The 13,581-nt window shown below is 61.7% G+C and carries 12 protein-coding genes and 1 tRNA gene; 10 read left to right on the forward strand and 3 right to left on the reverse strand.

The genetic code is table 11. From position 1 onward, the window contains the following. Positions 1–38 precede the first annotated feature (38 nt). From ligD to WDO72_20180, 3 genes are all read right to left on the reverse strand, one after another. A complete protein-coding gene (ligD, locus tag WDO72_20170; GenBank protein MEJ0087990.1) occupies positions 39–2,651 on the reverse strand; it encodes a DNA ligase D in 2,613 nt (870 codons plus the stop codon). A 3-nt stretch (positions 2,652–2,654) separates the two neighbouring features. Then, positions 2,655–3,539 (reverse strand): Ku protein, encoded by an 885-nt coding sequence (locus WDO72_20175; protein ID MEJ0087991.1) that lies wholly within the window; start codon positions 3,537–3,539, stop codon positions 2,655–2,657. 70 nt (positions 3,540–3,609) lie between these two features. Continuing rightward, on the reverse strand, positions 3,610–4,731 hold the full coding sequence (locus WDO72_20180; GenBank protein ID MEJ0087992.1) for a Gfo/Idh/MocA family oxidoreductase: 1,122 nt from the start codon (positions 4,729–4,731) through the stop codon (positions 3,610–3,612). A gap of 130 nt (positions 4,732–4,861) precedes the next feature. Between WDO72_20180 and thrS the strand changes: the two genes are divergently transcribed. The 10 genes from thrS to WDO72_20230 all read left to right on the forward strand — a co-directional run bounded on the left by thrS (position 4,862) and on the right by WDO72_20230 (position 13,543). After that, the gene (gene thrS, locus WDO72_20185; GenBank protein ID MEJ0087993.1) at positions 4,862–6,790 is read left to right on the forward strand and encodes a threonine--tRNA ligase; all 1,929 of its coding nucleotides are present in this window, start codon (positions 4,862–4,864) and stop codon (positions 6,788–6,790) included. A 3-nt stretch (positions 6,791–6,793) separates the two neighbouring features. Then, positions 6,794–7,315, forward strand: coding sequence for a translation initiation factor IF-3 (gene infC / locus WDO72_20190; protein ID MEJ0087994.1), 522 nt, complete (start codon positions 6,794–6,796; stop codon positions 7,313–7,315). A 92-nt stretch (positions 7,316–7,407) separates the two neighbouring features. Then, positions 7,408–7,611, forward strand: a complete 204-nt coding sequence (gene rpmI, locus WDO72_20195; GenBank protein MEJ0087995.1) for a 50S ribosomal protein L35 — start codon at positions 7,408–7,410, stop codon at positions 7,609–7,611. A gap of 14 nt (positions 7,612–7,625) precedes the next feature. Next, entirely contained in the window at positions 7,626–7,991 is a 366-nt protein-coding gene (rplT, locus tag WDO72_20200) for a 50S ribosomal protein L20 (protein MEJ0087996.1), read from the forward strand. A gap of 12 nt (positions 7,992–8,003) precedes the next feature. Next, positions 8,004–9,041, forward strand: a complete 1,038-nt coding sequence (pheS, locus tag WDO72_20205; GenBank protein ID MEJ0087997.1) for a phenylalanine--tRNA ligase subunit alpha — start codon at positions 8,004–8,006, stop codon at positions 9,039–9,041. Further along, on the forward strand, positions 9,041–11,404 hold the full coding sequence (pheT, locus tag WDO72_20210; GenBank protein MEJ0087998.1) for a phenylalanine--tRNA ligase subunit beta: 2,364 nt from the start codon (positions 9,041–9,043) through the stop codon (positions 11,402–11,404). Before pheS ends, pheT begins: the two co-directional genes overlap by 1 nt. Before the next feature lie 4 nt (positions 11,405–11,408). Then, on the forward strand, positions 11,409–11,708 hold the full coding sequence (ihfA, locus tag WDO72_20215) for an integration host factor subunit alpha (GenBank protein MEJ0087999.1): 300 nt from the start codon (positions 11,409–11,411) through the stop codon (positions 11,706–11,708). Then, a complete protein-coding gene (locus WDO72_20220; protein MEJ0088000.1) occupies positions 11,689–12,045 on the forward strand; it encodes a MerR family transcriptional regulator in 357 nt (118 codons plus the stop codon). The genes ihfA and WDO72_20220 overlap by 20 nt, the downstream gene beginning before the upstream one ends. Positions 12,046–12,217: 172 nt before the next feature. Further along, positions 12,218–12,294: transfer RNA gene (locus WDO72_20225), tRNA-Pro, on the forward strand. Positions 12,295–12,598: 304 nt separating this feature from the next. After that, complete coding sequence (locus WDO72_20230; GenBank protein MEJ0088001.1) at positions 12,599–13,543, forward strand: hypothetical protein; 945 nt, start codon at positions 12,599–12,601, stop codon at positions 13,541–13,543. Positions 13,544–13,581 lie beyond the last annotated feature (38 nt).

Below are 13,581 nucleotides of genomic sequence, written 5' to 3' on the forward strand. Positions count from 1 at the left end.
GGGAAAGCGGCTTTCCCCACTTTCCCCACCCGGCACCCTTACATGCCTTCCAGCTTCTTGATCTTCGGCTTGTCGAGCGTCTGCGCGGCTTTCCAGTAGCCGGCCCAGGGATCCTTGCGTTGCTTCGCCACGCGATCCGGCACGTTGTGCAGATTGAAGTGCGTGCCACGGATGTCTTCATCGATCTCATCCCAGCTCACGGGCGTCGAGACGCCCACACCCGGCCGCCAGCGCGGCGAGAACGCCGCGACCGCGGTCGCGCCGAACCCATTGCGTAGATAGTCGACGAAGATCTTGTTCTTGCGATTGCGTTCGCCGGTCTTCGACGTGAACATCGTCGGGGCGAGTTTCTCCATGAAACGCGTGACGCCGCGTGTGAATTCCTTCGCGGTGTCCCATTCCGGCAGCGCCCCGGTCAGCGGGATCACGACATGCAGGCCCTTGCCGCCGGTGGTTTTCACCCACGATTCGAGGCCGAGATCCCGCATGAGCTTGCGGATCGCAAGCGCGGCTTCGCGCAGCGGCGGATAGGGCAGATCCGCGCCGGGGTCGAGATCGAACGTGAGCCGATCCGCGCGCGTGGGCTTCGGCATCACCGCGCCCCAGCCATGCAGCTCGACCGCGCCGACCTGCGCCAGATGCAGCAGGCCTTCGGGCGAATCGCAGACGACGAAATCCGGGTCCTTGTCGGCATTGGGAATCTTCACGACGCGTAGTCCGGCGCCCGACTTTTCGAGGAAATGCTTTTGAAAAAACGGCTGTGACCCGTGAGTGTTGCGCAAGATCGAGAGCGGCCGACCGCGGTAGTGCGGCATCGCCGCTTCGCCCACCGCGTCGAAATACTGCGCGAGCTGTAGTTTGGTCACTCCATCGTGGGGGAACAACACGCGCTCGGGATGGCTCAGCGAGACTCCGCCGATTTGCGCGGCCGCATCCGCGGACTTCGCCGCGCGGGCAGGAGCCGCGCCCCGGCGTGCTGTCTTCGCAGTCTTACCACGTGTGCTGCTTTGCTTTTTCACCACGGCCTCGACTCTGAGCGGTTCTTCGCGCACGACCGTCTTCGCGTCCCGGTCGGCGCGCAGCCCGAGATACCTGGGTTGCCGCAGGATGCCACCGTGCGTCCAATCCGCAAATGCCACCTGGATCACCAGCTCCGGCCTCATCCAGTGCCAGATCTCGCCCGGGCGCTTGTCCGGCAGTTTGTCGAACGGGCTGTCCCTGCGCCCGAGCTTCTTGACCCGCGTCACCCACTCGGCGCGCTCTGGTGCATCGAATCCCCCGCCCACGCGCCCGACATACCTCAATCCCTTGGCGGACCTCACGCCGACGAGCAGGGACGAGAACGTGCCCGTCCCGCGTCCGGGTAGATAGGCGGCGCCGCCCACCACGAACTCCTGTTCACGATGGCATTTGACCTTCAGCCAGTTCTGCGACCGGTCACCGGTATAGGGTGAATCGACTTTCTTGGCGACCAGCCCTTCGAGGTGCTGGTTGCAGACGCGCTTCAGCAACTCCGCGCTGTCGCTGTGGATCTGGTCGGCGAGGCGGATCGGCCCCTTGGCTGGCAATTTGTTGAACGCCGCGTCAAGGCGGATCTTGCGCTCGGAAAGCGGCAAAGTGCGCAAATCCTTCCCATCGTAGAACAGCAGATCGAACGCGCAGAACGCGAGTTCCTCGAGCCGCCCCTGCTCGAGCATGTGCTGCAGCAGCGAGAAATCCGAACGGCCATTGGGATCGGTGACGATCAACTCGCCATCCACCCACGCGCCCGATAGTTTGAGCTTCTGCAACGCCTCGACGACGGGCCCCACCTTGTGAGTCCAGTCGATTCCGTTACGCGAGATGCAGCGCACGTCGTCGCCATCGCAGCGGCACAGCAGCCGCACGCCGTCGTACTTGAGCTCGAAGACCCAATCGTCGCCCTCGGGCGCCGCGTCGACCAACGTCGCCAACTGCGGCTTGATCGAGGCGGGCAGCGCTTTGCCATGTGTGCCCCTGGCTTTCGCCGATCTCGGCTTAGGCCCGCCGCCGCGCACCGGTTTGGGCACCCCTACCGACGTCTTCAGCTTCTTCGCACGCACCATGCGCCCCGGCGCATCCGCCTGGCCCGCATCGATGACATCCGCGTCCGCGCCCACGCGCGCCGCGAAATCGCCGGACTTCATGAGCAGCCACTGCTGCGCCTTGCCCTGCATCCGCGTACGCACCAAGTGCCAGCGCCCGGACAACTTCTTGCCAAACAGCTCGAATTCGAGATGCCCCTTCTTCAGCGCCTTCGCCGCGTCGCCGTGCGGCTCCCAGTGGCCGTTGTCCCAGATGTCGACGTGACCGCCGCCATATTCGCCCTTCGGAATATCACCCTCGAATCTGGCATAGGCGATGGGATGGTCTTCGACTTCGACCGCGAGCCGCTTGTCTGCCGGGTCGAGCGACGGGCCCTTCGGCACCGCCCAGCTGCGCAATGTGCCTTCCCATTCGAGGCGAAAATCCCAATGCAGCCGCCGCGCCGCGTGCTTCTGGATGACGAAGATGAGTCGTTTTCCGCGGGCGCCGCGCGCTCTGTCGCTGGGCTCGGCGGTCTTCTTGAAATCGCGCTTGGCCGCGTAGCGTTTCAGCCGCGTGTGTTCAGCGCGATTTCCTGCGTCGGCCATGCATCAGGCGCGCCGCGCGGAGCGCGGGTGGGTAGTCCGCCGCCGCACAGCGCTGTGTTTGCGTTTGCTTGCGCGCGCCGCCGGTTCGCCCGAGCCGCCTTTCTGATCCAGGCTCCGTTGCAGCAGCGACATGAGATCCACGACCTTGCCGCCGCCACCGGCGACACGTTCGGTCACTTCCTCTTCAGGCTCGGTCAACGTATGCGTCTGCCCGGCCTTCACCTTCTGCTCGATCCGCTTCATCAGGTCGTCGCGATAGGTGTCGCTGAACACCTCCGGTTTCCATTTCTCCGTCATTTCATCGACCAGCTTCAGCGCCATCGTCAGCTCGCGGCCACTGGCATTCGCGGCAGCTTTTTTCGTACTGGCAACCACGTCCGGATGCGGCTGGATCTCCTCGTGATAACGCAGCGTGTTCAGCACGATGAGCTTGTCGACCGGCATCAGCGCCGCGACGTGCTGCCGGCTGCGCAGCACGAATGTCGCCACGGCAAGCTTCTTCGATTGCTCCAGCGCTTCGCGCAGCAGCGAGTAGACGCGCTCGCCGTTCTTGTCGGGCACCAGGAAGTAGGGCGTGTCGAAGTAGTAAGGCGCGATCGCGTCGCGATCGACGAAGGTCTGGATGTCGATGGTGCGAGACGCTTCGACATTGGCGCGGCGGAAGTCCTCGTCCGTGAGCACCACGTATTCGCCCTTTTCATATTCGAACCCCTTCACGACCTGGTTCCAGTCGACGACCTTGCCGGTGGCCTTGTTGTAGCGTTGATAACCCACCGGCGCGAAATCGCGCTTGTCGAGCAAGTTCAGATCGAGCTCGTGCGCCTTCGCCGCGGTATGCAAACTCACCGGGATGTGGATCAGGCTGAAGCTGATCGCTCCATTCCACAGTCCGCGCGCTCCGCGTTTGGGCCTTTGACCGTTTTCAACGGTTCCGTCACCGGAGTCCTTCCTGGTTCGCTTAGGAATGGCCGCTCTCCACCTGGACTAGTTGGGGTTCACGCGGCACCGCCTCGCGGCGCAGCTCCTGTTGCAGATTGGGCCGGCGCCGCTTTTCGGGCGAGGCATCGAGCGATTCCCAGTGGCCCGAAGCAATCGATCTATGGATCCCTTCGATAATTGCGACGTCGATGAGGCCTTCGATGCCGGAAGGCTCGGGCCGGCGGTTCTTGCGCACACACTCCGAGAAGTAAACGAGCTCTGGCGCGAACTGGTCGCTCTTCGCGAATTTCTTGGTCTTTTTCTTCTCGCCGATCTTGAGCTGGTAGCTGAGCGCTTCGGTGTAGTCGAACGCCGGTTCGACGACCACGCTGCCTTTCGTCCCGACGATCTCGTAACGCGAGGTATCCGCCGCGCCGAAACTGCAGATGAAGTTCGCGATGCGCTCTTCGGGAAACTTCATGATCACATGGACGGTTTCGGGCACTTCGGTGAAGCGCTTGTCGCCGCTGTTGGTCGTGGTCGCCCAGACCTGAGTGGGGTCCGCCGCGAACACGCAGCGCGCCGCGTTCAGGCAATAGATGCCGATGTCGTATTCCGGACCGCCACCCAGCGCGCCTTTGGTGCGGATGTTGCCGGCCTTCACCTGCATCGTGAATTGCGAGTCATAAAAGCGCGCCGCTCCGATGCGCTTCTTGCGCACCAGATCCGCGACTTCGAGATTGCAGCGCTCGAAGTGCAATCGATAGGCGGTCATGAGCTGAACGCCATTGCTTTCACAAGCCTCGATCATCTCCTGGCATTCTCGCACGCTCGGCGCCAGCGGCTTCTCGCACAACACATGCAGTCCCGCGTTCGCGGCCTTGACGGTCCACTCCGCGTGCAGACTGTTAGGCAGTGCAATGTAGACCGCGTCGATCTGACCGCTCCCGAACAAATCAGCGGCCGTTTCGTAGGAGTGCAGCAGCTTCACGCCGTACCGCTTGCCGAGCTGCCGCAGCTTTGCCGGCGTGTCCGAAACGAGGGCGGTCAATTGCGCATGGGCTTTGGCGTGCTTGAAGGCGGGTAGTACCGCCGCCTGGGCTATATGACCGAGCCCCACCACTGCGAAGCGCAGCGGTGCCGATTTCGACCGTGTTTTCATGTGCTTCAGTAGATGCGGCGCCCGCCCGGCCCGATATCAGCCAATCGCCCGCACGGCTGTCGGAATTGATTCTGCAGGCCCGCTTTGGCAGGATGCCGGGCCCGCGCTAACCCGCTGATTTTTTTACCCTATGCCAGCCATCACGCTGCCCGACGGCAGCCGCAAAGAATTCGCCCAGCCCGTCACCGTCGCGGAGGTCGCCGCGAGCATCGGCGCGGGCCTCGCCAAGGCGGCCCTCGCGGGCCGCGTGAACGGGAAGGTGGTCGATACCTCGTTCGTCATCGAGAACGACGCGACGCTTTCGATCGTCACGGAGAAGGATCCGGCGGCGCTCGAGGTCATTCGCCATTCGACCGCCCATCTGCTCGCGATGGCGGTCCAGGCTATCTACCCGAAGGCGCAGGTCACCATCGGGCCGGTCATCGAAGACGGCTTCTACTACGACTTCGCGTTCGAGCGCCCGTTTACGCCGGAAGATCTCGAGAAGTTCGAGGCGAAGATGAAGGAACTCGCTGCGGCGGACCTCAAGGTCACGCGGCGTGTCATGCCGCGCGACGCGGCCGTCGAGCTGTTCAGGGGTATGGGCGAGCTCTACAAGGCCGAGATCATCGCCAGTATTCCGGCGAATGAAGACATCTCCTTGTACGGCCAGGGCGACTGGTTCGACCTGTGCCGCGGCCCGCACGTGCCGTCGACCGGCAAGCTCAAGAGCTTCAAGCTCATGAAACTCGCCGGCGCCTACTGGCGCGGTGATCACCGCAACGAGATGCTCCAGCGCATCTACGGCACTGCCTGGCTCAACGACAAGGATCTCGCGGCGTACCTGCACCGGCTGGAAGAAGCCGAGAAGCGCGATCACCGGCGCATCGGCAAAGACCTCGACCTGTTCCATTTCCAGGAAGAGGCGCCGGGCGCGGTGTTCTGGCATCCCAAGGGCTGGCGCATCTTCCAGCAGCTGATCGGCTACATGCGCAAGCGCCAGGACGACGCGGGCTACGGCGAGGTCAATGCTCCGGAGATCATGGAATCGAGCCTGTGGGTCAAATCCGGCCATCTCGAGAAGTTCGGCGAGAACATGTTCCTGACGAAGACCCCGGACGAGCGGGTCTACGCCATCAAGCCGATGAACTGCCCGGGCCATATCCAGATCTTCAACCAGGGCATCCGCAGCTATAAGGATCTGCCGATCCGTTTCGCGGAGTTCGGCAAGGTGCACCGGTACGAACCATCCGGCGCGCTGCATGGGCTCATGCGCGTGCGCGCGTTCAACCAGGACGACGCGCATATCTTCATCACCGAGCAGCAGATCACCGACGAATCGGTGCTCATCATCAAGCTGCTGCTCTCTATCTATAAGGACTTCGGGTTCGACGAGGTGTCCGTGAAGTTCGCCGACCGGCCGCCGAAGCGGGTGGGGTCGGACGAGATCTGGGACCGGTCCGAAAAGGCGCTGAAGGCGGCTGCCGCGGCCGCCGGCATCGAATGCGACTACAACCCGGGCGAGGGTGCCTTTTACGGCCCGAAGCTCGAATTCCACCTGAAGGACGCCATCGGCCGGACCTGGCAGTGCGGGACCCTCCAGGTCGATCTGAACCTGCCCGGGCGCCTCGGGGCCACTTATATCGACGAACACAGCCAGCGGCAGACCCCGGTCATGCTGCACAGGGCGATTTTTGGCAGTTTGGAGCGGTTTTTCGGCATTTTGCTCGAGCACCACGCCGGCAAACTGCCCGCCTGGCTGGCCCCGACCCAGGCCGTGGTGATGAACATCACCGACCGCCAGGACGCCTACTGCAAACAGGTTGTGGAAACACTTAAAAATCAAGGGATTCGCACCGAGATTGACTTGCGGAACGAAAAAGTGGGCTTTAAGATTCGCGCCCACACGCTGCAGCGCGTGCCATATCTATTGGTGGCAGGCGACAAGGAAGTAGCAGCGAATCAGATTTCTGTGCGCACCCTGAGTGGCAAGGATCTCGGCACGATGTCCCCGGAAGACTTTGTTAGTCGGCTCCGTGCGGAAGTCGAGAGCCACGGTCGCACGTTTTTGGAGGATTGATTTATCGCTATTGCAGCCAAGCGCGTTCGACGCAACGAGGAGATCACGTCACCGAAGGTGAGAGTTATTGGGGCCGATGGCGGCCAGGTCGGGGTGCTAACCAGATTCGAAGCACTCGATCTCGCGAAGAGCGCCGAGCTCGATCTCGTCGAAGTGTCGCCCCAGGCCGATCCGCCTGTCGTGCGCGTGATGGACTTCGGCAAATTCCTGTTCGAACAGAACAAGAAATCGCATGCCGCGAAGCGCAAGCAAAAGCAGATACAGATAAAAGAGATCAAGTTTCGTCCCGGTACGGATGAGAACGATTACCAGATCAAACTGCGTAACATCATTCGCTTCCTGACCGAGGGTGATAAGGCCAAGGTGACTTTACGTTTCCGCGGCCGTGAGATGGCGCATACAGAAATTGGCCGGAAGTTGCTGGACAGGCTGGTGGCCGATCTTCGCGAACACGCGTCGATCGAGCAGAACCCGCTGATGGAAGGCAGGCAGATGGTCATGATGTTTGGCCAGAAGAAGAAGTAACCCGCGGGTCTAACAACCCGTGGATTCGCCCCTAGCGACCAGCACGCAAGTGCGGGTTTGCGAAAGGAAGCAAAAATCAGGAGTTGATGTTTATGCCCAAGTTAAAAACTAACCGGGCAGCGGCCAAGCGTTTTCGCAAGACGGCGAATGGATGGAAATCCTATTCGGCAGGCCGCCGCCACAATCTCGGTCACAAGACTCGCAAGGTGAAGCGGAAGCTTCGTTCTGGTGGTTCGTCGCTCGTGCACAAGAGCGATACGGGCCGCATAGACCAGCTGATGCCTAACAATAAGTAAGCGAGGACCAAGACATGGCACGAGTTAAACGCGGCGTCACTGCTAGTGCGCGCCACAAGAAGATTCTCAAGAAGGCGAAGGGTTACTACAACGCCCGTCGCAAGGTATTCCGTACCGCCAAGCAGGCCGTCATCAAGGCCGGCCAGTATGCGTATCGCGATCGCCGCGCCAAGAAGCGCGACTTCCGTGCGCTCTGGATCACCCGCATCAACGCAGCCGCGCGTGAATTCGGACTGAGCTACAGCAAGATCATCAACGGTCTGAAGAAGGCCGGCATCGACATCGACCGCAAGATGCTCGCCGATCTGGCCGTGAATCAGCCCGCAGGTTTTGCCGCGATCGCGAAGCAGGCACAGGCCGCTCTCGACAAAGCCGCTTAAGCGGGTTTGTCCATGAGCGGCGAGGCTCCCAAGGATCTCGACGCGCTTCGGGCGGCAACGCTCGGCGCAATCACCGAGAGCGCGGATATTCCCGCTCTCGAGGATTCGCGCGTGCGCTCGTTGGGAAAAAGCGGCTGGCTGACCGAGAAACTCAAGGGTCTCGGGAAGCTGGCCGAAGCCGAGCGCAAGGAAATGGGTGCGCGGTTCAACCGCGTGCGCGAAGAGCTGCAGGCTGCCTTCGACGCGAAGAAACGCGAGCTCGAGCAGGCGTTCGTCGCTGCGAAGCTGGCGAAGGAGCGCATCGACGTCACACTGCCGGGGCGCGGTGAAACACGCGGCGGGTTGCATCCGGTCACGAAAGTGCGCCTGCGCATCGAACAACTTTTCCGGCAGGCAGGCTTCGAAGTCGCGACCGGGCCGGAAATCGAAGACGATTTCCACAACTTCGAGGCGTTGAACATCCCTGCCGATCATCCGGCGCGGGCGATGCACGACACGTTCTACTTCCCGGACGGCAAGCTGCTGCGCACGCACACCTCGCCGGTACAGATCCGCGCCATGCTCGCGGGCAAACCACCGTTCGCGGTGATCGCGCCGGGCCGCGTGTATCGCAACGATCACGACGTCACGCACTCGCCGATGTTCCACCAGGTCGAAGGGCTGGTGGTCGACGAGGGCGTCACATTCGCGAACATGAAGGCGATGTTGCACGGGTTCCTCGAAGCTTTCTTCGAGCGCGATCTGCAGATGCGGCTGCGCCCGTCGTACTTTCCGTTCACCGAGCCGTCCGCTGAAGTCGACATGAGCTGCGTGTTGTGTGGCGGGGCCGGTTGCCGGGTCTGCAAACACACCGGTTGGCTCGAGATTTCCGGCTGCGGAATGATCCATCCGAAGGTGCTCGAGGCCGGCGGTCTCGACGCCGAGAAATACACCGGCTATGCGTTTGGCATGGGCATCGATCGTCTCGCCATGCTGCGTTACGGCGTGAACGACCTGCGGCTGTTCTTCGAGAACGATCTGCGTTTCCTCGCGCAGTTCAGAGCCGGCTGATGCGGATCCCTCTCTCATGGCTGCGCGAGTTCGTCGACGTTCCGTGGAGCGCCAAGGAACTGGGCTCGCGGCTCACGATGGCCGGTTTCGAGCTGGAGGCGCTGGAGAAAGCTGCGCCGGCATTCTCGGGCGTCGTGGTCACGGAGATCGTCGAAGCCGTGCGGCATCCGCAGGCTGACAAGCTGCAGGTTTGCAAGGTGAGGGCGGGCGGATCCGAACTGCTCCAGATCGTCTGCGGCGCGGCCAATGCGCGTGTCGGGTTGAAAACCGCGCTCGCCACCGTCGGCGCCAAACTACCGGGTGACAAGGCCATCACTGCTGCCAAACTGCGCGGCGTGGATTCTGCAGGCATGTTGTGTTCGGCCAAGGAGCTCGGGATCGCCGATACCTCCGAAGGCATCCTCGAACTGCCAGCGGATGCGCCGGTCGGCCAGGATCTGCGTGCCTACCTCGATCTCGACGACGACATCCTCGAACTGAATGTGACCCCAAACCGTGGCGATGCGATGTCGGTGCTCGGCATCGCGCGCGAAGTCGCTGCGTTGACGAAGACCGAGGTGCGACTGCCCGCCGCGTCGGTCACCGAAAAGATCGCTGACCGGTTCCCGACCAAACTCACGGCGCCGGAAGGCTGCTCCAAGTTCACGAGCCGCACCATTCGCGGCATCGACAACAAACGCACGTCGCCGGCCTGGCTGCGAGAACGTCTGCGCCGCGCGGGTCTACGCGCCATCAGTCCCGTCGTGGACGTGACCAACTACGTGATGCTCGAACTCGGGCAGCCGATGCATGCCTACGATCTGAGCAAGCTCAAAGGCGGCCTCGAGGCGCGATTCGCCTCGGACGGTGAGCCGATCACGCTGCTCGACGGCAAGGAAATCAAACTCAGCTCAGACTGCGTCGTGATTGCGGATGCAGATGGGGCCGTGGGATTCGGCGGCATCATGGGTGGCCTGCGCACCTCCTGCACGCCCGACACCACCGACGTGTTGTTCGAAGCGAACTTCTTCCCGGCCGCGGCCATCGCCGGGCGCGGTCGCCGCTATGGCCTCGTCACGGACGCCGGTCAGCGCTTCGAACGCGGGATGGATCCGGTTCATCAGGAGCGCGCGCAACAGCGCGGGGCTCAATTGCTGCTCGAAATTGCCGGTGGCAGTGCGGGGCCGCTCGTCGTCGTGCAGGAAGAGGCGCGCCTGCCGCGCCGCGCCGAGGTGCAGCTGCGGCGAACCCGCATCACGCGCCTGTTAGGCACCGTCATCGCGGACAACGACGTGAAGGCCACGCTCGAATCCCTGGGAATGCGGGTTCGCGCGGATGAGACCGGCTGGCTCGTCACGCCGCCTTCGCACCGGTTCGATATCTCGATCGAGCCCGACCTCATCGAAGAACTGGCACGCATCGTCGGGTTCGAATCGATTCCGGAGACCGACGCGCCCGGAAGGCAGAAGGCGCGGCCGCTTTCCGAAGAAGCACCCGTCGAGCAGCAAGCACTCGAGATCCTCGCCACGCGCGGCTACCAGGAGGCGATCACGTACGCCTTCGTGGATCCCGCGCTGCAGAACAAACTATTCCCCGGCGTTGTCACGCCCGCAATCAGCAATCCGATCGCCAGCGACATGGCTGTGATGCGCGTGTCACTGTGGCCCGGTCTCATCAAGGCGGCGCTCGAGAATCAGCGCCGTCAGCAGGATCGTGTGCGTCTGTTCGAACATGGCGCGCGCTTCGCCGCAAATACGGAGACCGATCTGCTGTCCGGCATCGCGATGGGTTCGCGGCGGCCCGAGCAGTGGGGCGCCAAGGCAGTCCCGGTTGATTTCTTCGACGTGAAACAGGACGTCGATGCCTTGTTCGCGCGCACCGGCGCACCGGAGGAATTCGGTTACGTCGCGGATGCGTTGCCCTGCCTGCATCCCGGCCGCAGCGCCCGGATCACGCGCAGCGGCGAGACCATCGGCTGGATCGGCGAGCTGCACCCCCAATTGGTGCAGGAATTCGACTTCACATATGCCCCGATCGTCTTTGAAGTCGAGTACCGCCCGGGCCTGGCGGCCAAAATGCCGCGTTTTGAAGAGATCTCCCGCTTCCCGAGAGTAAGGCGCGATCTGGCCGTCGTGGTGGACGAGAAAGTTTCTTTAAGACAGCTACATGAACGTGTAACCTTCGCCGCTTCGAGCTTGTTACGCGACATCCGGGTTTTCGATGTGTTCAGGGGTCCCGGCATAGAATCAGGTCGAAAAAGCGTCGCTTTAGGCTTGATATTTCAGGACAATTCTCGCACCCTCGCGGACGAGGACGCGGACCGTTTGTTAGCCGCGATTCGTGCCGATCTGAGTGCAACGTTGGGCGCAGGATTTCGAGAATAAAAGCATGGCTCTGACGAAAGCGGAGATGGCTGAGGCGCTGTTCAATCAGCTGGGTCTCAACAAACGCGAAGCTCGTGAGCTCGTGGATTTGTTCTTCGAGGAGGTGCGCCACGCATTGTCCAACGGCGAACAGGTCAAGCTTTCCGGCTTCGGCAATTTCGATTTGCGCGACAAGAACCAGCGTCCCGGACGCAACCCGAAAACAGGCGAGGAAATCCCCATCAGCGCGCGACGCGTTGTGACGTTTCGTCCGGGTCAGAAACTGAAGGCGCGAGTCGAGGCTTATGCTGGAACCAAAGAATAACGACGAACTTCCGGTCATCCCCGGCAAGCGCTATTTCACGATCGGCGAAGTCAGCGAGCTCTGCGGCGTCAAGCCGCACGTGCTGCGTTATTGGGAACAGGAATTTCCGCAGCTGAAGCCGGTGAAGCGGCGCGGCAACCGTCGTTATTATCAGCGCCAGGACGTCATCATCATTCGCCAGATCCGTTCGCTGCTCTACGAGCAGGGATTCACGATCGGCGGCGCGCGCAACAAGCTGGCCGGTGAAGAAGCCCGCGTCGACGTGAGCCAGAGCCAGCAGATCGTCAAGCAGATGCGCACGGAGCTCGAAGAGCTGCTGAGGATTCTGCGGCGCTGAAGAGCCTTTTCGCGTTCAGCGCTGTGCGCTGAACCAATGATTTCTGCAAGATTTTCCACAACTGCTCCGCCGCCGGCATTTACATCGACTTCTGGCAGACCAGCGGCGCCCGGCTTAGGTATGATGCGCACCCCGCGGCGGCCCCCGGCCACGGGTTTCAAGGTTTCTCGGGCGGGACGTGGCGCAGCCTGGTAGCGCACTTGCATGGGGTGCAAGGGGTCCCGAGTTCAAATCTCGGCGTCCCGACCAATACTTAGCCGCGTTTCGCCGACCCCCTGGAGTCACAGCTGGGGTCACATTTCCACAGCTTTCCCAGCGCCCTGGCCCGCATTGCTCGTGCTGTACTGTATAACCGTACAGGCCATTTTCTACTGAGATGCGCGAGTGAAGGGAAACCCCGTGGTTTACGAGTAAACGCCTTAGAACTCGCAACCTCCCCCGGGCCTCGGCGCGGTCGGGAGCGCCCACAAATAAATGCGGCGCGCGCTTCCGGAATGGACAAGATGAGGGACGCTGCGCGGCGGTGACATGATGTTGCTAGGAGACCAGCGCAGTGATTAAAGACAGCACCGTATTTCTTGTTGGAGCGGGCGGAAGTGCGCCGTACCTGTTCCCTTCAGGGCAGAAACTCCTGCATGAGGCTCGGATGTATTCGCCGTCCCAGATACACGAGGAGACCGGCAAGCGACACTCACTAGCCCAAGCAATAGAGTTCAGGGAGACGATGCGGGCGGCGCAGTCGGACTCCATTGACAGCATGCTGGAGTATCGACCCGACCTCAATGAAATCGGCCGGTCCTGGATTGCTTCCCTAATACTCCGGGCCGAGTTCAATTCACGCAACTTCTATCCGGCAGAGGACGATTGGATCGGGTATCTCTTTCGTCAGATCGATGCGGGCAGCTTTCAAGATTTTTGCGACCGCCCGGTATGCTTCATCACTTACAACTATGACCGACTGATCGAACAAAGGATCACAGCCGGCCTCCTGTCAAAGTTCAAGCCCACTCCGGAACAAATCGCCCGCTATTGGACGGACAGGCCTGTAATTCATTTGCACGGCGCGGTCGGAGCGTTCCTAAAGGGCGCGCCCGACTATGTGCCTTTCGGTGCCGCCGAGTGGGAGGGTGCAGATTGGGTCGAACACATTCCACGCTACCTTGAGAAGGCAGCGAACTCGATCAAAGTTGTCCATCAAGCGGCCAGCGATTCTGAGCAATACAGCGCCGCGAGAATGACCTTCAAAGAAGCGGCGAACGCCTTCTTTATGGGGTTCAGTTTCGGGCGAGTGAACGTGGACAGGCTGGAGCTTGGAAATCTCGGAGGCGTACGGGCCATCGCATGCAGCCGTTACCAAATGACCGATGCGGAGTGCGAGCTACAAATAATGCATCCGTTTAGGGCATTCATCGGGCGCACCCCGCAGCTCGGAAAAATCGATGAGAAGTGTGAACTTCTCCTAAAAAACCACGTGCATGAATTCGTGAGCCGGTACTAATTGCCGAGGCGCATTCATCCAGTGTTGGCAGAGTAAAA

The organism is Pseudomonadota bacterium, from assembly GCA_037200975.1.
Taxonomy (GTDB): domain Bacteria; phylum Pseudomonadota; class Gammaproteobacteria; order Steroidobacterales; family Steroidobacteraceae; genus CADEED01.